The organism is Pseudomonas sp. BRM28 (genome assembly GCF_002939405.1).
GTDB lineage: Bacteria > Pseudomonadota > Gammaproteobacteria > Pseudomonadales > Pseudomonadaceae > Aquipseudomonas > Aquipseudomonas palmensis.
This window is the reverse complement of sequence record NZ_PEFV01000001.1, coordinates 3,932,259-3,956,426: the sequence shown is the minus strand read 5'-3', so window position 1 is coordinate 3,956,426 and position 24,168 is coordinate 3,932,259. Positions and strand designations below refer to the sequence as shown.

Sequence of the window (24,168 nt, the reverse complement as noted above, 5' to 3'; positions counted from 1 at the left end):
CCAGCGTGTGGTTGGCTATGGTTGATCCGAGCATGACGGCATGTGCGCGACGCTTCACTCAATAACAAGCCCAAGCGGAGTACCACAGATGGCGTTTTTCACCGCAGCCAGCAAAGCCGACTTCCAGCATCAACTGCAGGCGGCCCTGGCGCAGCACATCGGGGAACAGGCACTGCCACAAGTGGCGCTGTTTGCCGAGCAGTTCTTTGGCATCATCTCTCTTGACGAATTGACCCAGCGTCGCCTCTCCGACCTGGCCGGCTGCACCCTCTCGGCCTGGCGCATCATCGAACGCTTCGACCACACCGAACCCCAGGTTCGGGTCTACAACCCCGATTACGAACGCCACGGCTGGCAGTCCACCCACACGGCCGTGGAAGTGCTGCACCATGACCTGCCGTTTCTGGTCGACTCGGTGCGTACCGAGCTCAACCGCCGCGGCTACAGCATCCATACCCTGCAGACCACCGTGCTCAGCGTGCGTCGCGGGGCCAAGGGCGAGCTGCTGGAGATTCTGCCCAAGGGCACCCAGGGTGAGGGCATCCTGCAGGAATCGCTGATGTACCTGGAGATCGACCGCTGCGCCAATGCCGCCGAGCTCAACCTGCTGGCCCGCGAGTTGGAGCAGGTGCTGGCCGAAGTGCGCGTGGTGGTGGCCGATTTCGAGCCGATGAAGGCCAAGGTGCGCGAGCTGCTCGAGCTGATCGACCACACGGCCTACGCCCCGGCCGCTGCCGAGAAGGACGAGGTCAAGAGCTTCCTGCAATGGCTGGTGAGCAACCATTTCACCTTCCTGGGCTACGAAGAGTTCGTGGTCAAGGCCGACGCCCAGGGCGGCCAGCTGGAGTATGACGAGCAGTCCTTCCTCGGCCTGACCCGCCGCCTGCGCAGCGGCCTAAGCGCCGACGACCTGCGCATCGAAGACTACGCCGTCAATTACCTCAACGAGCCGCTGCTGCTGTCGTTCGCCAAGGCCGCGCACCCCAGCCGCGTGCACCGCCCGGCCTACCCGGACTACGTGTCGATCCGCCAGCTGGACGCCGACGGCAAGGTGATCAAGGAATGCCGCTTCATGGGCCTGTACACCTCGTCGGTGTATGGCGAAAGTGTGCGGGTGATCCCGTACATTCGCGGCAAGGTCGCCGAAGTGGAGCGCCGTTCGGGCTTCGACGCCAAGGCCCACCTGGGCAAGGAGCTGGCCCAGGTACTCGAGGTGCTGCCCCGCGACGACCTGTTCCAGACCCCGGTGGATGAGCTGTTCAGCACCGTGATGTCGATCGTGCAGATCCAGGAGCGCAACAAGATTCGCGTGTTCCTGCGCAAGGACCCCTACGGGCGCTTCTGCTACTGCCTGGCCTACGTGCCGCGCGACATCTATTCCACCGAGGTGCGCCAGAAGATCCAGCAGGTGCTGATGGAGCGCCTGAAGGCCAGCGACTGCGAGTTCTGGACCTTCTTCTCCGAGTCGGTGCTGGCCCGCGTGCAACTGATTCTGCGAGTCGACCCGAAAAACCGCATCGACATCGACCCCCAGCAGCTGGAAAACGAAGTGGTGCAGGCCTGCCGTTCGTGGCAGGACGACTATGCCAGCCTGACCGTCGAGAGCTTCGGCGAGGCCCAGGGCACCAATGTGCTGGCCGACTTCCCCAAAGGCTTCCCGGCTGGCTACCGCGAGCGCTTTGCCGCGCATTCGGCGGTGGTGGACATGCAGCACCTGCTGACCCTGTCCGACAGCAAGCCGCTGGTGATGAGCTTCTACCAGCCGCTCACCCAGGCCGGCAAACAGCAGCTGCACTGCAAGCTGTACCACGCCGACACCCCGCTGGCGCTGTCGGACGTGCTGCCGATCCTGGAAAACCTGGGCCTGCGCGTACTGGGCGAGTTCCCGTACCGCCTTCGCCACAGCAATGGCCGCGAATTCTGGATTCATGACTTTGCCTTCACCTACAGCGAAGGCCTGAACCTGGATATCCAGCAGCTCAACGACACCCTTCAGGACGCCTTCGTGCACATCGTCAACGGCGACGCCGAAAACGATGCGTTCAACCGTCTGGTGCTGACCGCCGGCCTTCCGTGGCGCGACGTGGCGCTGCTGCGCGCCTATGCCCGCTACCTCAAGCAGATTCGCCTGGGCTTCGACCTGGGCTACATCGCCAGCACCCTGAACAACCATACCGACATCGCCCGCGAGCTGACCCGGCTGTTCAAGACCCGCTTCTACCTGGCGCGCAAGCTGGCCGGGGATGACCTGGACGACAAGCAGCAACGCCTGGAACAGGCGATCCTGAGCGCGCTGGACGACGTGCAGGTGCTCAACGAAGACCGCATCCTGCGTCGCTACCTGGACCTGATCAAGGCCACCCTGCGCACCAACTTCTACCAGACCGACGCGAATGGCCAGGCCAAGTCGTACTTCAGCTTCAAGTTCAACCCAAGGCTGATTCCCGAGCTGCCCAAGCCGGTGCCCAAGTTCGAGATCTTCGTGTATTCGCCGCGGGTCGAGGGCGTGCACCTGCGCTTTGGCAACGTGGCACGCGGCGGGCTGCGCTGGTCGGACCGCGAAGAGGACTTCCGTACCGAAGTGCTGGGCCTGGTGAAGGCGCAGCAGGTGAAGAACTCGGTGATCGTGCCGGTGGGTGCCAAGGGTGGCTTCCTGCCGCGCCGCCTGCCGCTGGGCGGCAGCCGCGACGATGTCCAGGCCGAAGGCATCGCCTGCTACCGCATCTTCATTTCCGGCCTGCTGGACATTACCGACAACCTCAAGGACGGCGTGCTGGTGCCGCCGGTCAACGTGGTGCGTCACGACGATGACGACCCGTACCTGGTGGTGGCGGCCGACAAGGGCACCGCGACCTTCTCGGACATCGCCAACGGCATCGCCATCGACTACGGCTTCTGGCTGGGCGACGCCTTTGCCTCGGGCGGTTCGGCCGGCTACGACCACAAGAAGATGGGGATTACCGCCCGTGGTGCGTGGGTTGGCGTGCAGCGCCATTTCCGCGAGCGTGGCATCAACGTGCAGCAGGACCCGATCACCGTGGTCGGTGTGGGCGACATGGCCGGCGACGTGTTCGGCAACGGCCTGCTGATGTCAGACAAGCTGCAACTGGTGGCCGCCTTCAACCACCTGCATATCTTCATCGACCCGAACCCGGAGCCTGCCAGCAGCTTTGCCGAGCGCAAGCGCCTGTTCGACCTGCCGCGGTCGGCCTGGAGCGACTACGACACCAGCATCATGTCCGAAGGTGGCGGGATCTTCTCGCGCAGTGCCAAGAGCATCGCCATCAGCCCGCAGATGAAGGAACGCTTTGCCATCGAGGCCGACAAGCTGACCCCGACCGAGCTGCTCAATGCGCTGCTCAAGGCGCCGGTCGACCTGCTGTGGAACGGCGGCATCGGCACCTACGTCAAGTCCAGCGAAGAGAGCCACGCCGATGTGGGCGACAAGGCCAACGACGCGTTGCGCGTGGACGGCAACGAGCTGCGCTGCAAGGTGGTGGGCGAGGGCGGCAACCTGGGCATGACCCAGCTGGGTCGGGTCGAGTTCGGCCTCAACGGCGGCGCGACCAACACCGACTTCATCGACAACGCCGGTGGCGTGGACTGCTCCGACCACGAGGTCAACATCAAGATCCTGCTCAACGAGGTGGTGCAGGCCGGTGACATGACCGAGAAGCAGCGCAACCAGTTGCTGGGCAGCATGACCGACGAAGTGTCTGCGCTGGTGCTGGGCAACAACTACAAGCAGACCCAGGCACTGTCGCTGGCGGCGCGCCGGGCGCGTGAGCGGATTTCCGAGTACAAGCGCCTGATGGCCGACCTGGAAAGTCGCGGCAAGCTGGACCGGGCCATCGAGTTCCTGCCTACCGAAGAGCAACTGGCCGAGCGCATTGCGGCCAACCAGGGCCTGACCCGGGCCGAGCTGTCGGTGCTGATCTCGTACAGCAAGATCGACCTCAAGGAAGCCCTGCTGCAGTCGCTGGTGCCGGATGACGACTACCTGACCCGCGACATGGAGACGGCCTTCCCGCCGTCGCTGGTGAACAAGTTCGCCGAGGCCATGCGTCGCCATCGCCTCAAGCGCGAGATCGTCAGCACCCAGATCGCCAACGACCTGGTCAACAACATGGGCATCACCTTCGTGCAGCGGCTCAAGGAGTCCACGGGCATGAGCCCGGCGAACGTGGCCGGTGCCTACGTGATCGTGCGCGACATCTTCCACCTGCCGCACTGGTTCCGCCAGATCGAGGCACTGGACTACCTGGTGCCTGCCGAAGTGCAGCTGACGCTGATGGACGAGCTGATGCGCCTGGGCCGCCGGGCCACGCGCTGGTTCCTGCGCAGCCGTCGCAACGAGCAGGATGCCGGGCGTGACGTGGCCCACTTCGGGCCCAAGATCGCGGCGTTGGGGCTCAAGCTGGACGAACTGCTGGAGGGGCCGACCCGCGAGCGCTGGATGACCCGCTACCAGGGCTTCGTCGAAGCCGGCGTGCCGGAGCTGCTGGCGCGCATGGTGGCCGGAACCACGCACCTGTACACCCTGTTGCCGATCATCGAGGCTTCCGATGTGACCGGCCAGGACCCGGCCGAGGTGGCCAAGGCGTTCTTCGCCGTGGGCAGTGCGCTGGACCTGACCTGGTACCTGCAGGAAATCAGCAATCTGCCGGTGGAGAACAACTGGCAGGCACTGGCACGTGAAGCGTTTCGCGATGACATCGACCTGCAGCAGCGCGCCATCACCATCTCCGTGTTGCAGATGGTCGATGCGCCTGCCGACATGGATGCGCGGGTAGCCTTGTGGCTGGCGCAGCATGCGGTGATGGTGGAGCGCTGGCGCGCGATGCTCGATGAGCTGCGTGCGGCCACCGGCACCGATTACGCCATGTACGCGGTGGCCAACCGCGAGCTGGTTGACCTGGCGCTGAGCGGGCAGTCGGCGGCGGTGCCGTCGTGAGTGTGTAGCAGGTAAAAAGAAGCCCCGGCCTGTGCCGGGGCTTTCTTTTGGCGGGGTGGGCCGTTGCGCCGGCAAGGCCGGTCGGGCGGCTTACTTGAAGCGCCGCTCCACGCCTTTCTCCACCAGGATCTTGGCGGATATCTCTTCCACCGAAAAATGCGTGGAGTTGATGTTGGGAATGTTCTCGCGCCGGAACAGGTTCTCCACCTCGCGCACCTCGAACTCGCACTGGGCAAAGCTGGCGTAGCGGCTGTTGGGCTTGCGCTCGTGGCGAATGGCAGTGAGGCGGTCGGGGTCGATGGTCAGGCCGAACAGCTTGTGCTGGTGGTTCTTCAAGGCCGGTGGCAGCTGCAGGCGCTCCATGTCGTCTTCGGTCAGCGGGTAGTTGGCTGCGCGAATGCCGAACTGCATGGCCATGTACAGGCAGGTGGGGGTCTTGCCGCAGCGCGATACGCCCACCAGGATCAGGTCGGCCTTGTCGTAGTAGTGGGTGCGCGCACCGTCGTCGTTGTCCAGGGCGAAGTTCACCGCCTCGATGCGCTCCATGTAGTTGGAGTTGCCGCCGATCGAGTGCGATTTGCCCACCGAATACGACGAATGGGCGGTCAGCTCCTGTTCCAGCGGCGCCAGGAAGGTCGAGAAGATGTCGATCATGAAGCCGTTGGAGGTGGCCAGGATCTCGCGGATATCCTGGTTGACGATGGTGTCGAAGATGATCGGGCGCACGCCGTCGCGTTCTGCGGCGGTATTGATTTGCTGTACCATGGTGCGCGCTTTGTCCACGGTGTCGATGTACGGTCGCGTGAACTTGTTGAACCCGATGCTCTCGAATTGTGCCAACAAGCTTTGTCCCAGCGTTTCGGCAGTGATGCCGGTGCCGTCGGAAATAAAGAAAGCAGATCGTTTCATTTGCGCCTTGGGCCTTAAGCTGGTGACGATTCTTGGATATGATACGTTCGGTTTGCCGAACATCCCTCGTCGGCATTCTCACTTATTTTCCAGGTCCAGGCCACAAACGCCCGGTACGGTCACAGCGAACTGACCGGCGTCATGAGCTTTTCCAACACAGTTAGTGGAGAGATCACCTTGGTAGAGTACGTAGTTTCCCTCGATAAGCTCGGCGTCCATGATGTAGAGCATGTGGGGGGCAAGAACGCATCCCTCGGAGAGATGATCAGTAATCTCGCGGGCGCCGGTGTATCGGTCCCCGGCGGCTTTGCCACTACGGCTCAGGCGTACCGTGACTTTCTCGAGCAGAGCGGCCTGAACGCCCAGATCCATGCCGCCCTCGACGCGCTGGATGTGGATGACGTCAATGCCCTGGCCCGCACCGGCGCACAGATCCGCCAGTGGATCATGGAAGCCGAATTCCCCGAGCGGTTGAACATCGAAATCCGTACCGCCTTCGCCGAAATGTCCCAGGGCAACCCGAACATGGCTGTCGCCGTGCGTTCCTCGGCCACTGCCGAAGACCTGCCGGATGCCTCGTTTGCCGGGCAGCAGGAAACCTTCCTGAACATCCGCGGCGTGGACAACGTGATCCGCGCGGCCAAGGAAGTGTTCGCCTCGCTGTTCAACGACCGCGCCATTTCCTACCGCGTGCACCAGGGCTTCGACCACAAGCTGGTGGCCCTGTCGGCCGGCGTGCAGCGCATGGTGCGTTCCGAAACCGGCACCGCCGGCGTGATGTTCACCCTGGACACCGAGTCGGGTTTCCGTGACGTGGTGTTCATCACCGGCGCCTACGGCCTGGGCGAAACCGTCGTGCAGGGCGCAGTCAACCCCGACGAATTCTACGTGCACAAGGGCACCCTGCAAGCCGGGCGCCCGGCCATCCTGCGCCGCAACCTGGGCAGCAAGGCCATCAAGATGATCTACGGCGACGAGGCCAAGGCCGGTCGTTCGGTCAAGACCGTCGATGTCGACAAGGCCGACCGCACCCGTTTCTGCCTGAGCGACGAAGAGGTCAGCGAGCTGGCCAAGCAGGCCATGATCATCGAGCAGCACTACAAGTGCCCGATGGACATCGAGTGGGCCAAGGACGGTGACGACGGCAAGCTGTACATCGTGCAGGCGCGCCCTGAAACCGTGAAGAGCCGCGCCCAGGCCAACGTCATGGAGCGCTACCTGCTCAAGGAAACCGGCACCGTGCTGGTGGAAGGCCGTGCCATCGGCCAGCGCATCGGTGCCGGCAAGGTGCGGATCATCAAGGACGTGTCGGAGATGGACAAGGTCCAGCCAGGCGACGTGCTGGTGTCCGACATGACCGACCCGGACTGGGAACCGGTGATGAAGCGCGCCAGCGCCATCGTCACCAACCGTGGCGGGCGTACCTGCCACGCCGCGATCATTGCCCGTGAACTGGGCATTCCGGCGGTGGTCGGGTGCGGCAACGCCACCCAGCTGCTCAAGGATGGCCAGGGCGTGACCGTGTCGTGCGCCGAAGGCGATACCGGCTTCATCTTCGAAGGCGAGCTGGGCTTCGACATTCGCCAGAACTCGGTGGATGCCATGCCCGACCTGCCGTTCAAGATCATGATGAACGTCGGCAACCCGGATCGCGCATTCGATTTTGCCCAGCTGCCCAACGCCGGTGTCGGCCTGGCACGCCTGGAATTCATCATCAACCGCATGATCGGCGTGCACCCCAAGGCACTGCTCAACTATGCCGGCCTGCCGGCCGAGCTCAAGGAAAGCGTCGACAAGCGCATTGCCGGCTACGGCGATCCGGTCGGTTTCTACGTCGAGAAGCTGGTCGAGGGCATCAGCACCCTGGCCGCAGCGTTCTGGCCGAAGAAGGTCATCGTGCGCCTGTCGGACTTCAAGTCCAACGAGTACGCCAACCTGATCGGCGGCAAGCTGTACGAGCCGGAAGAAGAAAACCCGATGCTGGGCTTCCGTGGCGCCTCGCGCTACATCAGCGAATCGTTCCGTGACTGCTTCGAGCTCGAGTGCCGTGCACTCAAGCGCGTGCGCGACGAAATGGGCCTGACCAACGTCGAGATCATGGTGCCGTTCGTACGGACCCTGGGCGAAGCCAGCCAGGTGGTCGACCTGCTGGCCGAGAACGGCCTGGGCCGTGGCGTCAACGGCCTGCGTGTGATCATGATGTGCGAGCTGCCCTCCAACGCGATCCTGGCCGATGAGTTCCTCGAGTACTTCGACGGGTTCTCCATCGGGTCCAACGACCTGACCCAGCTGACCCTGGGCCTGGACCGCGACTCCGGCATCATTGCGCACCTGTTCGACGAGCGTAACCCTGCGGTCAAGAAGCTGCTGGCCAACGCCATCCAGGCCTGCAACAAGGCCGGCAAGTACATCGGTATCTGCGGCCAGGGCCCGTCCGATCACCCTGACCTGGCCAAGTGGCTGATGGAGCAGGGCATCGAAAGCGTCTCGCTGAACCCTGACTCGGTGCTCGAAACCTGGTTCTTCCTGGCCGAGGGCCAGGCCCAGGCCTGATGCGCTGAAGAGGAGCGGCCGCCAGCCAGGAGGCGTCGGGCGGCCGCTTCAACGGATTTTCAGGGCGTGATCCAGTGATGGGCTCGCCCTTTTTTGTGCAAGTAACCTATGCAAAGCAGCAGTACTCTTTTTCCCGTTGCCCTGCTCAGTGCCGAGCGGCGCGGCGACCTCAGCGAAGATGTGTATCGGCTCAAGGCCGGCAACAGCCCCGACCGTACGGTCGAGCTGGCGCTGACACGCCTTGGCATGGCCGACCAGAGCGAGGTGCGCGGTGCCCCGGTCATCCTGTTGCATGGCAGCTTTTCCAACCGGCGCTTCTGGTTCTCGCCGCGCGGTATCGGCCTGGGCGCGACCCTGGCACGCGCCGGTTTCGACGTGTGGATACCGGAAATGCGCGGCCATGGGCTGTCACCCCGCAACCGCGACTACCGCCACAACCGTGTGGCGGACTATGCCCGTTACGATCTGCCGGCAATTGCCGCGTTCGTGTGCGAGGTGAGCGGGCGCACCCCGCACTGGCTTGGCCACTCGCTGGGCGGTACCACGCTGGCGGCAGCACTGGGCGGGGCTTATCTGGCCCAGGAGCAGGTCGCCAGTGCGGCCTTTTTCGGCACCCAGGTCAGCCGAACCTACTGGCCATTGAAAATTCCACCGGTGGAGTGGGGCGGGCGCCTGCTGCTCAAGCGCTTTGCACACCTGTCAGGTTCGCGGCTCAAGCGCGGGCCCGAAGATGAGCCCATCGGCCTGGCGCTGGAAAGCATGCGCTGGTTCGGCCTGTTCGGACGCTTTGGCGACAAGCAGAGTGACTGGTGGGCCGGGCTTGCCGAGGTGCGCGTGCCGGTGCTGGCGGTGGCTGGGGCCGGAGATCACCAGGACCCGGTGTGGGCCTGTCGCAAGTTGTTCGAGCAAATAGGCAGCGAGCACAAGCGTTTCGTGCGGCTGGGGCGCGAGGAAGGCTTCGACAATTTCGGTCATGTCGATATGCTGGTCAGCAAACCGGCCCAGGCCCAGGTGTGGCCGCTGGTGGAGCGCTGGCTGAGCGACCCGCAGGCCATGCTGGCCCCGGCCGAGACAGGTGACCCGCAGCCCGTCGGCGTGTAGCCTTGGTTAAACGCCGGTGCGCCGGCTTCGTCTTTTCAGTGAACGTGTGAAATCCGCTTTCCATTCAATTGGCCATCGACAGGAGTTTCCCATGCATTACCTTACCCCCGACTTGTGTGACGCCTACCCGGACCTGGTGCAGGTGCTGGAGCCGATGTTCAGCAACTTCGGCGGCCGCGATTCGTTCGGCGGTCAGATCGTCACCGTCAAGTGCTTCGAGGACAACTCGCTGGTAAAGGCGCAAGCCGACCTGGATGGCAAGGGCAAGGTGCTGGTGGTCGACGGCGGCGGTTCGCTGCGCCGGGCGCTGCTGGGTGACATGATTGCCGAGAAGGCCTCCAAGAATGGCTGGGAAGGGCTGGTGATCTACGGTTGCGTGCGTGACGTGGATGCGCTGGCGCAAACCAATCTGGGTGTGCAGGCGCTGGCCAGCCACCCGATGAAGACCGACAAGCGCGGCATTGGTGACCTGAATGTGGTGGTCACGTTCGCTGGTGTGACCTTCCGGCCGGGGGAGTACGTGTACGCTGACAACAACGGTGTCATCGTGTCGCCCAGCCCGTTGAAGATGCCCGAGTAATTTTCGCTGACGGTGCGTGGGGTAGGGATGTTCGAGGAAGAAAACGCGCAGTGGGGGCTGGTGCATGCCCTGGTACTCGATGGCAAGGGCGGTGCGCGTTCGATCGCTCGAACCGAACTGGACGATCTGCAGTTGCAGCCGGAGCAGAGCCTGTGGCTGCACTGGGATCGCAGCCACCCGCAAACCCAGACCTGGCTGCGCCATGACAGCGGCCTGAGCCCCTTCGCCTGTGACCTGCTGCTGGAGGAAAACACCCGGCCGCGCCTGGTGCCTTTACCGGATGCGCAGATGTTGCTGTTTCTGCGCGGGGTCAACCTCAACCCGGGCGCCGAACCCGAAGACATGGTGTCGGTGCGCATCTTCGCCCAGGCGCAGCGGGTGATTTCGCTGCGCCTGCGGCCGCTGCGCGCTACCGACGAGCTGCTTCAGCAACTGGACGAGGGGCGTGGCCCGACCACGGCCTCCGAGCTGTTGCTGAGCCTGGCCCAGTTGCTGACCGAAAAGGTCCAGGCGCTGGTGTCGGACCTGTCCGAAGTGGTGGATGAAGAGGAAGAAAAACTCGAATCCGACGAACGGTATACGCCTGAGCACGGCAGCCTGCAGCAGATGCGGCGGCGCGCCGCCGGCCTGCGTCGGTTCCTGGCGCCGCAGCGGGAAATCTATGCGCAGCTGGCGCGCAACAAATGGCCATGGTTCGCGCCGGACGATGCCGACTACTGGAACGAGCTCAACAACAGCCTGATCCGCTACCTCGAAGAGCTGGAACTGACCCGCGAGCGCGTGGCGCTGGTGCTTGAAAGCGAGGACCGGCGCCTGAGCGAACGCATGAACAAGACCATGTACCGCTTCGGAATCATCACCTGTATCTTCCTGCCCATGAGCTTTCTGACCGGCTTGCTGGGCATCAACGTGGGGGGCATTCCGGGTTCGGAAAACCCCTATGGCTTCCTTTATGCCAGCTTGCTGGTGCTCGTGCTGGCCCTGGGCCAATGGTGGCTGTTTCGCCGTCTTCGCTGGGTATAGGGGCACTTTCTTGAAATTTCCTACAACATTTGCGCAGATTGTTCATGTGACCCGCCCTATGAGCGTCTCGTCTTTGACAGACATTGCGCGAGGTGCCCATGCACGATCCGTTTGAAGAATCCCTGCGGGACCTGCTCAAGGCTTCGCCGTCCGGCAAAGACCGCGACGACGACGCCTGCCTGGGCCGGGTCCTCAAGACCGCCAACCGTCAGGTAGGCGCGGGCGATCTGTTCAGCCTGCTCGGCCGTTGGAGCCAGGCGCTGATGATCGCCGTGAACAATGGCTCGGCGCATGTCGCGCCGGTGCGTCGTAACGCTTCTGCCCGTAAAGCTGATAAGGCTGATTGATTATGGAACTTGATCTCTGGACCCAGAGCCTGGTGGCGGCGATGACCGCCTTGTGGACCAAAGTCGCCAACTTCATCCCCAACCTGTTTGGGGCGCTGGTGGTGGTGCTGCTGGGCTTTGTGGTTGCCAAGCTGCTCGATACCCTGTTGTCCAAGCTGCTGGCCAAGCTTGGCCTGGATCGCCTGATGGGCGGCACCGGCCTGACCAAGATGCTCAGCCGGGTGGGCATCCAGGTGCCGATCTCGACGCTGATCGGCAAGATCGTCTACTGGTTCGTGCTGCTGATCTTCCTGGTTTCGGCCGCCGAATCCCTGGGGCTTGAACGTGTTTCGGCGACCCTGGACATGCTGGCGCTGTACCTGCCCAAGGTGTTTGGCGGTGCGCTGGTGCTGCTGGCCGGTGTGCTGCTGGCCCAGATCGTCAACGGCCTGGTGCGCGGTGCCGCCGAGGGCATCGGCCTGGAATACGCCGCAGGGGTCGGGCGTATCGCCCAGGGCCTGGTCATCATCATCAGCATTTCGGTGGCCATCAGCCAGTTGGAGGTCAAGACCGACCTGCTCAACCACGTGATTGTCATCGGGTTGATTACCGTTGGTCTGGCAGTTGCGCTGGCCATGGGCCTGGGCAGCCGTGAAATCGCCGGGCAGATCCTGGCTGGAATTTACGTACGTGAGCTCTATCAGGTCGGCCAGCAGGTCCAGATTGGCGAGGTCGAGGGGCAGATCGAAGAGATCGGCACGGTCAAGACGACCGTGCTCACCGACGAGGGTGAACTGGTATCGCTGTCGAACCGGATCCTCCTGGAGCAGCGGGTCAGTAGCCGCTAACCGGGCAAATCCTGCTAATGTATGCCGCCGCAAAATCGCCCAGGCAGGGCGAGCGGCGACAATGACCTGACTGTCGGCCAGATTTGTTTTGAATAAAGTTCACTCGCTGCCCATGCGTTACGACCCCCGCGAGCTCACTGATGAGGAGTTGGTGGCGCGTTCGCATGAGGAGCTTTTTCATGTTACTCGCGCCTATGAAGAGCTCATGCGGCGCTACCAGCGGACCCTTTTTAACGTGTGTGCACGTTATCTGGGGAACGATCGGGATGCTGACGATGTCTGTCAGGAGGTGATGTTGAAGGTGCTGTACGGCCTGAAGAATTTCGAAGGCAAGTCGAAATTCAAGACCTGGCTCTACAGCATCACCTACAACGAATGCATCACCCAGTACCGCAAGGAGCGGCGCAAACGTCGTTTGATGGATGCGCTAAGTCTCGATCCGCTCGAGGAGGCCTCTGAAGAGAAGGCCCCCAAACCGGAAGAGAAAGGCGGGCTGGATAAATGGCTGGTTCATGTGAACCCGATCGACCGCGAAATCCTGGTGCTACGATTTGTCGCAGAGCTGGAGTTCCAGGAGATCGCCGACATCATGCACATGGGCCTGAGCGCCACGAAAATGCGCTACAAGCGTGCGCTCGACAAGCTACGCGAGAAATTTGCGGGCCTCACCGAAACTTAGTGAGTCGCAAATATCTCTAACGTATCGACAAGGTCTGCTAAACTTGTCGACGAGTTGTCCCCCGGGTTTGGTGGGACTACTTAACAATCACCAGATGGGGATTTAACGGATGAAATTGAAAAACACCTTGGGCTTGGCCATTGGTTCTTTTGTTGCCGCAACTTCCTTCGGCGCTCTGGCACAAGGCCAAGGCGCAGTCGAAATTGAAGGCAACGTCACCAAGCAGTACTACGACAGCGAGCGTAACTTCAAGAACGACGGCACCAATCCTGGTGTTCGCCTCGGTTACTTCCTGACCGACGACGTGTCCTTGGACCTGGGCTACAACGAGACTCACAACGCTCGTGGCGACGTGTTCAACAAGGACATCAAAGGTTCCAAGGCCAAGCTGGACGCCACCTACCACCTGGGTACCGTTGGTGACGCAATCCGTCCTTACGTATCGGCTGGTTTCGCTCACGAGAGCCTGGGCCAAGCTACCCGTAACGGTCGCGATCACTCCACCTTCGCCAACCTGGGCGCTGGCGCCAAGTGGTACATCACCGACAACCTGTTCGCCCGTGCTGGCGTTGAAGCGATGTACAACATCGACAACGGCAACACCGAGTGGGGCCCATCCCTGGGTCTGGGTCTGAACTTCGGTGGTAGCGGTGGCAAGGTTGCACCGACTCCTGCGCCAGCTCCAGTAGCTGAAGTCTGCTCCGACAGCGACAACGATGGCGTGTGCGACAACGTCGACAAGTGCCCTGACACCCCAGCCAACGTCACCGTTGACGCTGATGGCTGCCCGGCTGTTGCTGAAGTCGTTCGTGTAGAGCTGGACGTCAAGTTCGACTTCGACAAGTCGGTCGTCAAGCCAAACAGCTACGGCGACATCAAGAACCTGGCTGACTTCATGAAGCAGTACCCATCCACCACCACCACTGTTGAAGGTCACACTGACTCCGTCGGTCCTGACGCTTACAACCAGAAGCTGTCCGAGCGTCGTGCAAACGCCGTGAAGCAGGTTCTGACCAACCAGTACGGTGTTGAGTCGAACCGCGTTGAATCGGTTGGCTACGGTGAGACCCGTCCGGTAGCTGACAACGCCACCGAAGCTGGTCGCGCTGTCAACCGTCGCGTTGAAGCTCAAGTAGAAGCCCAAGCCAAGTAATTGGTCTGACGCTTGAGAAAAGCCCGGCTCCGGCCGGGCTTTTCTTTGCCTGCGATTTGATCGGGCGGTGGGTGCAAGGCGTACGCGGGCCTGTCTTCGTCGCGGCTGCACCGCTATAATCGCTGCCTTCCCACACCTCGAGCTAAGCCTGCCCATGTATACCCTGGCCCGCCAGCTGCTGTTCAAACTGTCCCCGGAAACCTCCCACGACCTGTCGCTGGACCTGATCGGTGCAGGTGGGCGCCTGGGCCTCAACGGGCTGTTGACCAAGGCGCCGGCGCAGTTGCCGGTAACCGTCATGGGCTTGCAGTTCGCCAACCCGGTCGGGCTGGCAGCGGGGCTGGACAAGAACGGTGCCGCCATCGACGGCTTCGCTCAACTGGGCTTCGGTTTCGTCGAGATCGGCACCGTCACCCCGCGCCCGCAGCCAGGCAATCCCAAGCCACGGCTGTTCCGCTTGCCTGAAGCCGAGGCGATCATCAACCGCATGGGCTTCAACAACCTGGGCGTCGATCATCTGCTCGAGCGTGTGCGTGCGGCCAATTACCATGGCGTGCTGGGCATCAATATCGGCAAGAACTTCGATACCCCGGTGGAGCGGGCAGTGGACGATTACCTGATCTGCCTGGAGAAGGTCTACGGTCACGCCAGCTACGTCACCGTCAACGTCAGTTCGCCCAACACCCCGGGCCTGCGCAGCCTGCAGTTTGGCGATTCGCTCAAGCAACTGCTCCAGGCCCTGGCCGAGCGCCGTGAGGCGTTGGCCCTGACCCATGCCAAGCGCGTACCACTGGCCATCAAGATTGCCCCGGACATGAGCGATGAGGAAACCGCACAGGTGGCGTCGGCTTTGCTGGCCACTGGCATGGACGCAGTGATCGCGACCAACACCACCCTCAGCCGCGAAGGCGTGGAAGGCCTGGCACATGCTGACGAGGCCGGTGGGCTGTCGGGCGCCCCGGTACGCGACAAGAGTACCCACACGGTGCGCATGCTGGCCGCCGAACTGGGTGGCAAGCTGCCGATCATCGCAGCAGGCGGTATCACCGAAGGCAAGCACGCCGCCGAGAAGATCGCGGCCGGCGCAAGCCTAGTGCAGATCTACTCCGGGTTCATCTACAAGGGGCCTGCGCTGATTCGCGAGTCGGTGGACGCCATCGCCGCCATGGGGCCACGCTGAGCGGGCATAAAAAAGGGCCCCTCAAAAGGGGCCCCTGGGCCGCAGCCCGCCGCTCGGATAGAGCGTGCATGGTGACTAGAATTCAGATCCTCGTTCAGCCAACGGCGTGAAGTTCGTTGAGTCTATGGATACCCGCAGTGCCGGTCATACCGTCCCAGTTGTCGCCACGTCCCTCGCGCCAGCCGTTGACCCAGGCTTGGCGTACTGACGGTAGAGTAAAAGGGCAAAGCTCGCGGGATTTGCCGGTGACCCCATATTGGTAGCCACGTAAAAATGCTCTTTCCAACGGATCACGCTTAAGTCTTCTCATAGGGTGTTGCCCTCACTTGTTGACTGTAATGTCCCGTCGGCCTCGGCTGAGGCCGGGCAGAGTCGTTCTGCCGGTTATGCGCTCGCTGCCGGCGTGGCGAGCTGGAAGTGTTGCCCCGTTGCAGGACAACCTGATACGAGTTCTAACCAATGCAGGTCACAGTGTGAATGATCGTTTTGTCATAAGGACGTAACCTTTCCAAGGGTCAGGGGATAAGTAAAAAATTGCTTCAGCGGCGAAATGAAGGCAAAGCCAGCTATGATCAGGCTTTGCTCATGGCTCAGGTCAGAACGCCATCGTTGAGAATCACTTCCAACGCAGGGGCTCAAAACGACGAAGGGTCATAAAAAGTCGCAGTTTTACTAGAATTTTTCATTCTGCCGGACGATCAAAGCCTTTTTACCCTGGGGTAAATGGCCGTTGTCCGGCGGCCCGGCGCCATGTCAGCGCCATTCGAACGCCTGCTGGAAGGCGTTCGATCAAACAGCGAAGGGGCGATGCGCTTGCCTTTTCACCTATTGCTCAAGGCTTGGATTACTCATGTCGGACCGTTTCGAACTCTATCTCACCTGCCCCAAGGGCCTGGAAGGCCTGCTTGCCGAAGAAGCCCGTGGGCTGGGCCTGGAGGATGTGCGAGAGCACACCTCGGCCATTCGCGGCGAAGCCGACATGGAAACCGCCTATCGCCTGTGCCTCTGGTCGCGTCTGGGCAACCGCGTACTGCTGGTGCTCAAGCGCTTCAACATGAAGAACGCCGATGACCTGTATGACGGGGTCAACGCCGTCGACTGGCAGGATCACCTGGAAGCCACCGGCAGCCTGGCCGTGGAGTTCAGCGGGCACGGCTCGGGCATCGACAACACCCACTTCGGCGCGCTCAAGGTCAAGGATGCCATCGTCGACAAGCTGCGCAACGCGGCGGGCGAGCGGCCTTCGGTAGACAAGCTCAACCCCGATCTGCGTGTGCACCTGCGCCTGGAACGCGGCGAGGCGATTCTGTCCCTGGACCTGTCCGGCCACAGCCTGCACCAGCGAGGCTACCGTCTGCAGCAGGGGGCTGCGCCACTGAAGGAAAACCTTGCCGCTGCCGTGCTGATCCGTGCCGGCTGGCCGCGTATTGCTGCCCAGGGCGGCGCGCTGGCCGACCCGATGTGCGGTGTGGGTACCTTCCTGGTGGAGGCGGCGATGATTGCCGCCGATATCGCGCCGAACCTGCGCCGCGAGCGCTGGGGCTTCAGCGCCTGGCTGGGTCACGTGCCGGCGCTGTGGCGCAAGCTGCACGACGAGGCCAAGGCGCGCGCCGAAGCCGGGCTGGCACGTCCGCCGCTGTGGATCCGCGGCTACGAGGCCGATCCGCGGCTGATCCAGCCAGGGCGCAACAACGTCGAGCGTGCGGGCCTGAGCGACTGGATCAAGATCTACCAGGGCGAAGTGGGCAGCTTCGAGCCGCGTCCCGACCAGAACCAGAAGGGCCTGGTAATCTGCAACCCGCCCTACGGTGAGCGTCTGGGTGATGAAGCCAGCCTGCTGTATCTCTACCAGAACCTGGGTGAACGCCTGCGCCAGGCCTGCCTGAACTGGGAGGCGGCGGTATTCACCGGCGCGCCCGATCTGGGCAAGCGCATGGGTATTCGCAGCCACAAGCAGTACGCCTTCTGGAACGGCGCGCTGCCGTGCAAGCTGCTGTTGATCAGGGTGCAGCCCGATCAGTTCGTCACCGGCGAGCGTCGTCAGCCAGAGCGCGAGCGGGGCAGCGAGCCGAGCGAGCCCGTGGTTTCAGTCGCCAGCGAGCCGGCGCGTCTGAGCGAAGGCGGGCAGATGTTCGCCAACCGCCTGCAGAAGAACCTCAAGCAGCTGGGCAAGTGGGCCAAGCGCGAGAGCATCACCTGCTATCGCGTCTACGATGCCGACATGCCGGAATACGCGCTGGCCATCGACCTCTACCATGACTGGGTGCATGTTCAGGAGTACGCCGCGCCGCGCTCGATCGACCCGGAAAAAGCCCAGGCGCGCCTGTTCGATGCCCTGGCGGCGATCCCCCAGGCGCTGAACATCGACCAGAGCCGCGTGGTGATCAAGCGGCGCGAGCGGCAATCCGGCACCAAGCAGTACGAGCGCCAGAGCAGCCAGGGTCAGTTCACCGAGGTGAGCGAAGGCGGCGTCAAGCTGCTGGTCAACCTGACCGACTACCTCGATACCGGGCTGTTCCTCGACCATCGCCCGATGCGCATGCGCATCCAGCGCGAGGCGGCCGGCAAACGCTTCCTCAACCTGTTCTGCTATACCGCCACGGCCAGCGTGCATGCGGCCAAGGGTGGCGCACGCAGCACCACCAGTGTCGACCTGTCGAAAACCTACCTGGATTGGGCGCGGCGCAACTTCTCGCTCAACGGCTTCTCGGACAAGAACCGCCTGGAGCAGGGCGACGTGATGGCGTGGCTGCAGGCCTGCCGCGAGGAGTACGAGCTGATCTTCATCGACCCGCCGACCTTCTCCAACTCCAAGCGCATGGAAGGGGTGTTCGACGTGCAGCGTGACCATGTGGAGCTACTTGACCTGGCCGTTGCGCGCCTGGCACCGGGTGGCGTGCTGTATTTCTCCAACAACTTCCGCAAGTTCCAGCTCGACGAACACCTGCAGGAGCGTTACGCGGTCGAGGAGATCACCGCCCAGACCCTGGACCCGGACTTCGCGCGCAACAGCAAGATCCACCGCGCATGGCGCATCCAGGCGCGCTGATGGCGCGCAGGATGTGATCAGGCGTGTGGGGGGTGGCTACCTTGCAGCCACCGCCTACATGCCCGGGTGGAGCCCTGAGCCCGGCTCAGGGTTGCAGCGCTGCGGTACTGCTGTTGAGCTTTGGCTGGCGGTACAGGTCCAGCAGCACCTGGTCGAGCACTGCCGAGGCGCCCCAGGGTTTGGGGTCGTTGAGAATTGCCACCACCGCCCAGGTGTTGCCGTTGCTGTCGCGGCTGAAGCCGGCGATGGCACGCACCGTATTCAGGGTGCCGGTCTTGATGTGTGCTTCACCGGTCATGGCGGTGCGCTTGAGGCGCTTGCGCATGGTGCCGTCCATGCCGGTCAGCGGCATCGAGCTGATGAATTCGGCAGCGTAGGGGCTCTTCCAGGCTGCCTGCAGCAGGGTGGCCATTTCCCTGGCGCTGACACGCTCGGCACGCGACAGCCCTGAACCGTTCTCCATGACCAGATGCGGCGCGGTGATGCCTTTCTTCGCCAGCCACTGGCGCACCACGCGCTGTGCGGCACGGGCATCGTCGCCGTCGGCATCGGTGCGGTACTGCGCGCCCAGGCTCAGGAACAGTTGCTGGGCCATGGTGTTGTTGCTGTACTTGTTGATGTCGCGGATCACCTCCACTAGGTCCGGGGAGAACGCGCGGGCCAGCAGGCGTGCACTCTTGGGAACTTCGGCAACCCGGTCAGCCCCCATGATGCGCCCGCCCAGTTCGTTCCAGATGGCACGTACCGCGCCGGCGGCGTAGGTCTGGTGGTCGAGCAGTGCCAGGTAGGTCTGGGAGTTGCAGCCGTCAGCCAACTGGCCGCTGACCACCACGCTGACGCCGTCGGCCTGGGTCACCGGGTTGTAGCGCACTTCGCCCTTGCACTGGTTGCCCGGTACCGCCTTGACCTGGTTGTCGATGCGGATGCTGGCGATGGGCGGCTCTACCGATACCAGGACCTTGCCGCCATCGTTGCGTGCCACGAAGCGCAAGGCCTTGAGGTTGACCAGCAGGGAGTCGGGCTTGACCAGGAACGGCTTGTTTTCATCGCCGCCGTCGTCGTTGAACTGGGGAAGCTGGGGCTGCACGAAGTGGCTACGGTCCAGCACCAGGTCGCCATTGATGGTCTGTACGCCGTTGGCGCGCAGGTCGCGCATCAGCAGCCAGAGTTTTTCCATGTTCAGCTTGGGGTCGCCGCCGCCCTTGAGGTACAGGTTGCCGTTGAGGGTGCCGTTGCTCAGGGTGCCGTCGGTGTAGAACTCGGTTTTCCACTGGTGGGTCGGGCCGAGCATTTCCAGCGCGGCATAAGTGGTGACCAGTTTCATGGTCGAGGCCGGGTTGACCGACACATCGGCGTTGAACACCGTGGGTGTGCCCGGGCCATTGAGCGGCAGCATCACCAGCGACAGCGCGGAGCCGTCGAGCTTGTTGGTCTTGAGGGCCTGTTGCACCTTGGGCGAAAGGGTGGTGTTGACGGGGGCGGCGTGGGCCGGCATGGCCAGTGGCAGCAGCAGGCCGGCGAACAGCAGTGAACGTAGAGATGTGGTCATTTGCACTGAAACCCTGCAGGCGAGGGGTGAAAAAAACCAGAGCGCAATAGGGTGACGGCCCCGGTATGGAAAAATATAGCGCGCATTATGCACCACGCATGCTGCCCATGTGCCTAACAATGCCTGTCAGTGCGGCGATTTTTCGGGTTTTATTCAGGCAGTTTCGCGGTGGAACTGGTAAAGTGCCGCGCGTTATTACTTAAGAGGATTGTTTCATGGCGACCAACCGTTCCCGCCGTCTGCGTAAAAAACTGTGTGTAGACGAGTTCCAGGAGCTGGGTTTCGAACTGAACCTGGAGTTCAAGGAAGACCTGTCCGACGAAGCCATTGACGCTTTCCTCGACGCCTTCCTGGATGAAGCCATGGATGCCAACGGCCTGGACTACGTCGGCGGCGACGACTTCGGTCTGGTCTGCAAGGCAGATCGTGGCTCTGTCACCGAAGAGCAGCGTACTGCAGTGCAGGCATGGCTCAAAGGCCGCAGCGAGCTGACCAAGATCGAAGTCAGCCCGTTGCTGGATGCCTGGTATCCGGAAAAGCCGGTCAACCCGGCTAGCTGATACCTCGTCAAAGCGGCAGCCCTGGTGGCTGCCGCTTGCGTTCTACCCCTGCATCGGCCCCGTTCCCGTGGGCTGCGACAGCGCCTCCAGCGTATCGCGCAACGCCTGATCCACCTCGTTCATCGCCCTTAGCACCTGCCGTTTGCGTCGCCTGAGCACAGGTTCTGGCGCAGCGTCCTCGCACGCCGCTTCCAGCCGTTCGCAGGCCAGCATCAGCGCTTCGGACTGCACCATGCGCGCCACCCCCAGCACCTTGTGTGCAGCGTCCCTGAGTATTGCCGGCGAGCCGCGAGTATCGGCGTCGAGCAGTTGCTGACGGTCGATCGGGGCGCAACTGAGCAACTGTTCGAGCAGGCGGCGCAGTTCGCCTGGGTCGTTGCCGATGATCGGCCCCAGCCCCATCAGGTCGATCAGGGGCATGTCACCACGGGCGCGGCCTGCCGACAGGGGAGCGTCGTTCAGGCGCTGGCTGAGTTCATGCAGGGTGATGGGTTTGAGCAGGCAGTCGTTCATGCCCGCGGCGTGGCAGCGATCACGCACTTCAGGTTGGGTATTGGCGGTGTAGGCCAGGATGGTGCATGGCGCGCGCCCGAGTATGCGCTCTTCCTCGCGTACGGCCTGGGCCAACTGGTAGCCGTCCATCTGCGGCATGTTGCAGTCCACGATCAACACGTCGAAAGGCTCCAGGCGCCATGCCTGCAGCGCACTCAGGCCGCTGTCGGCATTGGTGTGCTGCACGCCGAGAAAGTCCAGCTGCTGGCCCATCAGCAGCAGGTTGGCCGGGTGGTCGTCGACCACCAGCACCTTCACCGCCGGCGCCGGCAAGGTCGGCTGGGGCACGGGGTCGGCGAGCTTCTCGCAGGCTGCCAGCCCCGTCAGCGGCATGCTGATCTTCACCTCGGTCCCGGTGCCCGGTTCGCTGTGCAGCGTCAGCTGGCCGCCCATCATGGCGCACAGGCTGCGGCTGATGACCAGGCCCAGGCCGGTGCCGCTGCGTGCCAGCGGGCTGTCGGGGGCGACCTGGGCGAAGGGCTGGAACAGGTACTGCTGGTCGGTCGCGCTGATGCCGATACCGCTGTCGCTGACCGAGAGCAGCAGTTGCAGGGTATCGGGCCCGGCCCCCGGTTGCAGGGCCAGGTCCACGCGTACCTGGCCCTGGTCGGTGAACTTGATCGCGTTGCTGACCAGGTTCGAGAGGATCTGCTTGAAGCGCAGCGGGTCGAGCAGCACGTCGCGGCAGGCGCTCTCGTCGATGACCAGGCTCAGGCTGAGGTCCTTCTGCCGGGCCAGGGCCTCGAACACCCGACCCACCGACTCCACCAGCTCACCCAGGTTGACGCGCTGGGGGCTCAGGCTCATGTGGCCGGACTCGATACGCGCGATGTCGAGGATATCGCCGATCAGCGACAGCAGGTCCCTGGCCGAGCTGTAGGCCACCTCGATGGCGGGACGGTCGAGGTGCCCGGCATCGGCGCGCTTGAGTGCCAGCTCGAGCATGCCGATCACCGCGTTCATGGGGGTACGGATCTCGTGGCTCATGGTGGCCAGGAACTTGCTTTTTGCGCGGTTGGCGTTATCGGCCTGCTCCTTGGCCTGGCGCAGTTCCTGGATCAGCTGGCGGCGGTCGCTGATGTCCAGCCAGCCGCCGATGATGCCCTGTACCTCGCCCAGCGAGTCGCGGTACGGCAGTACCCAGTGGTAGATGGTCAGCTCGCGGTTCTTCAGCATCATGGGGCGGTCGACGATCAATGGCAGGCCTTCGTTCATCACCTGCTGGTAGTCCGCCTGAAACTGACTGGCATTGTCGACATCGGTGAGCGGCGCATCGTGGATGGACTTGCCCAGTACCTCTTCGGCGCGCGCCTCAACGGCCTGCAGGTAGCTGTCGTTGCAGCTCTTGAGCAGGCCTTGGCGGTCACGCACATAGATCGGGTGCGGCGTGCCGTTGACCAGCGCCCGCATGAACTCGAGCTGGTCGCCCAGGGCGCGCTCGATCTGCTCGCGCTTCTTGATCTGGCGACGCATCCAGCCGTTCCAGGCCAGCGACAGGATCAGCAGCAGGCCAGTGCCCAGCACCAGTTGAATGATGAAGCGCTGGTGGCTTTGCCAGTAGGAGCTGGGTTCGCCGCTGAAATCGCGCCAGCGGCCATTGATTGCGCCCAGCTCCTGGGGCGGGATGCTAAGCAGGGCCTTGTCGAGGATAGAGGTCAGTTCGTCGGCGCCCTGGGCGGTGGCCATGGAGTAGGTCGCCGGCTCGTCGCCGATGTTGGCGCGGATGATCAGCTGCTTTTGGGTGGTGAGCCTGAAATTGGCATTGATCAGCGCGGTGACCATGCCGTCGACCTGGTGACGCGACAGCAGTTCGGCGGAGGCTGCGGGGCTTTCCGTTTCAACCAGCTCGATGCCGCCATGGCGAATGCGCAGCCCGTCGTTGAGCGTACTGCCGCGGGTCACGGCCAGGCGCTTGCCATACAGCTGGCGCAGCGAGGCAGGTTCGTCCTCGCCCTTGCGCGTGACCAGCACGTAGGCGTTCTCCAGGTAGGGCCGGCTGATGTTCAGGGTGGCTTCGCGCTGTGTGCTGGGCGTGATGGTGGCAATGACGTCGGCGCGACCCTGGTGCAACTGGTCGATCATGTCGCTGATGCCGGCGCTGCGATGGATCTCGAAACGCAGGCCGGTGCGCAGACGGATCAGCTCGAGCAGGTCGGCAACGATACCTCGCAGGTTGTTGGCACTGTCGTAGAACGACAGCGGCGCGGCGTTTTCGTCCACCACCACGCGCACCACCGGGTGTGCCGCCAGCCAGCGTTGTTCGCGTGGGGAAAGTTGCAGCTTGCGATCAGTCAGCAGCATGCCGTCGCCGATGCTCCAGCGCTGGAAGATACTGGTGCGCATGGCGCTGGTGACCGCGTCCAGGGTGGTATTGACCAGCTCGAGCAGCAGCGGGTTGTCGGCGCGCAGGGCGAAGCTGAAGCCCACAGGCTCGTGTTTGCCGAAGTTCACCATCTTGAGGTTTTTCAGGTAGCCCTGGTTGATCTGGTAATAGGTCGACAAGGCGTCCCCCAGGAACACGTCGGCCTGTTCGAAGGCCACCGCGTTGAGGGCATTGTGGTAGGAGCTGTAGGTCTGCACCGTTGCGTTGGGGTAGGTGGCGCGAACCTCGCTCAATGGCAGGTAATGGGCAACCACGCTCAGGCGCAGCCCCTTGAGGCCGTTGTCCAGTGCCCGGGTTTCATTTTCGCGGGTGACCAGCACCGGCAGGTCTTCGGCATAGGGGCGCGACAGGGCCACCTCGGGGAGGGCGGCATCGTAGCCATTGGCACTTCCCAGCAGGTCGATGTGCCCGTCTATCAGGGCTTGCAGGGCCTTGTCGCGGTTGGCGAAGCGCTTGACCCGAATGGGCCGGTTCAAGGTATTGCCGATCAGGCCGGCGTAGTCGGCGGTCAGGCCCTCGTAATCGCGGCCACTGGCGGTGATGTCGAACGGCGCGTAGTCCGGTGCCGAAGTGCCCAGTACCAGCACCTCATGCTTGTCGAGCCAGTCGGCCTGGGCCGGTGTGGGGGTTAAAGCCATGGCCGCCAGGCCGCTGCGGCTGAGCAGCTCGTAGCTGCGCTCGCCGGGTCCGTTGGCGCAGAGCGAAGGGGCGAGACAGGCCCCGGCGAACAGCAGGCAGAACAACAGAAGACGTTTGGCCATGCTCGCAC

Annotated in this window: 16 protein-coding genes; 12 read left to right on the top strand and 4 right to left on the bottom strand. The window is 63.1% G+C overall.

Annotated features, from left to right (window positions below):
• The first annotated feature begins 88 nt into the window (after window positions 1-88).
• A complete protein-coding gene (locus CR917_RS18650; RefSeq protein WP_043864616.1) occupies window positions 89-4,954 on the top strand; it encodes an NAD-glutamate dehydrogenase in 4,866 nt (1,621 codons plus the stop codon).
• Window positions 4,955-5,044: 90 nt separating this feature from the next.
• On the opposite strand, the gene CR917_RS18645 is transcribed toward CR917_RS18650, so the two are convergent.
• Window positions 5,045-5,863: a pyruvate, water dikinase regulatory protein gene (locus tag CR917_RS18645; protein ID WP_043864615.1), complete on the bottom strand. Its 819-nt coding sequence runs from the start codon at window positions 5,861-5,863 to the stop codon at window positions 5,045-5,047.
• A gap of 177 nt (window positions 5,864-6,040) precedes the next feature.
• On the opposite strand from CR917_RS18645, the gene ppsA reads away from it, so the two are divergent.
• The 9 genes from ppsA to CR917_RS18595 all read left to right on the top strand — a co-directional run bounded on the left by ppsA (window position 6,041) and on the right by CR917_RS18595 (window position 15,306).
• A complete protein-coding gene (gene ppsA / locus CR917_RS18635) occupies window positions 6,041-8,416 on the top strand; it encodes a phosphoenolpyruvate synthase (RefSeq protein WP_104572778.1) in 2,376 nt (791 codons plus the stop codon).
• Window positions 8,417-8,524: 108 nt separating this feature from the next.
• Window positions 8,525-9,517, top strand: a complete 993-nt coding sequence (locus CR917_RS18630; RefSeq protein ID WP_043864613.1) for an alpha/beta fold hydrolase — start codon at window positions 8,525-8,527, stop codon at window positions 9,515-9,517.
• Window positions 9,518-9,608: 91 nt separating this feature from the next.
• Window positions 9,609-10,097, top strand: coding sequence for a ribonuclease E activity regulator RraA (rraA, locus tag CR917_RS18625; RefSeq protein WP_104572777.1), 489 nt, complete (start codon window positions 9,609-9,611; stop codon window positions 10,095-10,097).
• A gap of 27 nt (window positions 10,098-10,124) precedes the next feature.
• Window positions 10,125-11,120, top strand: coding sequence for a zinc transporter ZntB (locus CR917_RS18620; RefSeq protein ID WP_043864611.1), 996 nt, complete (start codon window positions 10,125-10,127; stop codon window positions 11,118-11,120).
• 98 nt (window positions 11,121-11,218) lie between these two features.
• On the top strand, window positions 11,219-11,467 hold the full coding sequence (locus CR917_RS18615) for a hypothetical protein (protein ID WP_043864610.1): 249 nt from the start codon (window positions 11,219-11,221) through the stop codon (window positions 11,465-11,467).
• Window positions 11,468-11,469: 2 nt separating this feature from the next.
• On the top strand, window positions 11,470-12,294 hold the full coding sequence (locus CR917_RS18610) for a mechanosensitive ion channel domain-containing protein (protein ID WP_043864609.1): 825 nt from the start codon (window positions 11,470-11,472) through the stop codon (window positions 12,292-12,294).
• Between the two features lie 112 nt (window positions 12,295-12,406).
• Complete coding sequence (sigX, locus tag CR917_RS18605) at window positions 12,407-12,973, top strand: RNA polymerase sigma factor SigX (protein ID WP_010223317.1); 567 nt, start codon at window positions 12,407-12,409, stop codon at window positions 12,971-12,973.
• A 109-nt stretch (window positions 12,974-13,082) separates the two neighbouring features.
• Window positions 13,083-14,126, top strand: a complete 1,044-nt coding sequence (locus CR917_RS18600) for an OmpA family protein (RefSeq protein WP_043864608.1) — start codon at window positions 13,083-13,085, stop codon at window positions 14,124-14,126.
• A gap of 154 nt (window positions 14,127-14,280) precedes the next feature.
• Window positions 14,281-15,306, top strand: a complete 1,026-nt coding sequence (locus CR917_RS18595) for a quinone-dependent dihydroorotate dehydrogenase (protein WP_043864607.1) — start codon at window positions 14,281-14,283, stop codon at window positions 15,304-15,306.
• Window positions 15,307-15,400: 94 nt separating this feature from the next.
• Here CR917_RS18595 and rmf read toward each other — a convergent pair whose 3' ends face one another.
• A complete protein-coding gene (gene rmf, locus CR917_RS18590) occupies window positions 15,401-15,616 on the bottom strand; it encodes a ribosome modulation factor (RefSeq protein ID WP_078479587.1) in 216 nt (71 codons plus the stop codon).
• A 540-nt stretch (window positions 15,617-16,156) separates the two neighbouring features.
• Here rmf and rlmKL point away from each other — a divergent pair.
• Complete coding sequence (gene rlmKL / locus CR917_RS18585) at window positions 16,157-18,355, top strand: bifunctional 23S rRNA (guanine(2069)-N(7))-methyltransferase RlmK/23S rRNA (guanine(2445)-N(2))-methyltransferase RlmL (protein ID WP_054916208.1); 2,199 nt, start codon at window positions 16,157-16,159, stop codon at window positions 18,353-18,355.
• A gap of 85 nt (window positions 18,356-18,440) precedes the next feature.
• Here the strand turns inward: rlmKL and dacB are convergent, their stop codons facing one another.
• On the bottom strand, window positions 18,441-19,904 hold the full coding sequence (gene dacB / locus CR917_RS18580) for a D-alanyl-D-alanine carboxypeptidase/D-alanyl-D-alanine-endopeptidase (protein ID WP_043864605.1): 1,464 nt from the start codon (window positions 19,902-19,904) through the stop codon (window positions 18,441-18,443).
• A 215-nt stretch (window positions 19,905-20,119) separates the two neighbouring features.
• Between dacB and CR917_RS18575 the strand changes: the two genes are divergently transcribed.
• Window positions 20,120-20,464: a YggL family protein gene (locus tag CR917_RS18575; protein WP_104572776.1), complete on the top strand. Its 345-nt coding sequence runs from the start codon at window positions 20,120-20,122 to the stop codon at window positions 20,462-20,464.
• 42 nt (window positions 20,465-20,506) lie between these two features.
• Here the strand turns inward: CR917_RS18575 and CR917_RS18570 are convergent, their stop codons facing one another.
• Complete coding sequence (locus tag CR917_RS18570) at window positions 20,507-24,160, bottom strand: transporter substrate-binding domain-containing protein (protein WP_104572775.1); 3,654 nt, start codon at window positions 24,158-24,160, stop codon at window positions 20,507-20,509.
• Between the last annotated feature and the right edge of the window lie 8 nt (window positions 24,161-24,168).

Excerpts from the sequence above, each read along its gene's own strand:
- CR917_RS18620 (WP_043864611.1), top strand. The coding sequence starts at position 10,125 with ATGTTCGAGGAAGAAAACGCGCAGTGGGGGCTGGTGCATGCCCTGGTA.
- CR917_RS18575 (WP_104572776.1), top strand. The coding sequence starts at position 20,120 with ATGGCGACCAACCGTTCCCGCCGTCTGCGTAAAAAACTGTGTGTAGAC.
- rlmKL (WP_054916208.1), top strand. The coding sequence starts at position 16,157 with ATGTCGGACCGTTTCGAACTCTATCTCACCTGCCCCAAGGGCCTGGAA.
- CR917_RS18595 (WP_043864607.1), top strand. The coding sequence starts at position 14,281 with ATGTATACCCTGGCCCGCCAGCTGCTGTTCAAACTGTCCCCGGAAACC.
- CR917_RS18650 (WP_043864616.1), top strand. The coding sequence starts at position 89 with ATGGCGTTTTTCACCGCAGCCAGCAAAGCCGACTTCCAGCATCAACTG.
- CR917_RS18600 (WP_043864608.1), top strand. The coding sequence starts at position 13,083 with ATGAAATTGAAAAACACCTTGGGCTTGGCCATTGGTTCTTTTGTTGCC.
- rmf (WP_078479587.1), bottom strand. The coding sequence starts at position 15,616 with ATGAGAAGACTTAAGCGTGATCCGTTGGAAAGAGCATTTTTACGTGGC.
- CR917_RS18630 (WP_043864613.1), top strand. The coding sequence starts at position 8,525 with ATGCAAAGCAGCAGTACTCTTTTTCCCGTTGCCCTGCTCAGTGCCGAG.
- rraA (WP_104572777.1), top strand. The coding sequence starts at position 9,609 with ATGCATTACCTTACCCCCGACTTGTGTGACGCCTACCCGGACCTGGTG.
- sigX (WP_010223317.1), top strand. The coding sequence starts at position 12,407 with ATGCGTTACGACCCCCGCGAGCTCACTGATGAGGAGTTGGTGGCGCGT.
- CR917_RS18615 (WP_043864610.1), top strand. The coding sequence starts at position 11,219 with ATGCACGATCCGTTTGAAGAATCCCTGCGGGACCTGCTCAAGGCTTCG.
- CR917_RS18570 (WP_104572775.1), bottom strand. The coding sequence starts at position 24,160 with ATGGCCAAACGTCTTCTGTTGTTCTGCCTGCTGTTCGCCGGGGCCTGT.
- CR917_RS18645 (WP_043864615.1), bottom strand. The coding sequence starts at position 5,863 with ATGAAACGATCTGCTTTCTTTATTTCCGACGGCACCGGCATCACTGCC.
- dacB (WP_043864605.1), bottom strand. The coding sequence starts at position 19,904 with ATGACCACATCTCTACGTTCACTGCTGTTCGCCGGCCTGCTGCTGCCA.
- CR917_RS18610 (WP_043864609.1), top strand. The coding sequence starts at position 11,470 with ATGGAACTTGATCTCTGGACCCAGAGCCTGGTGGCGGCGATGACCGCC.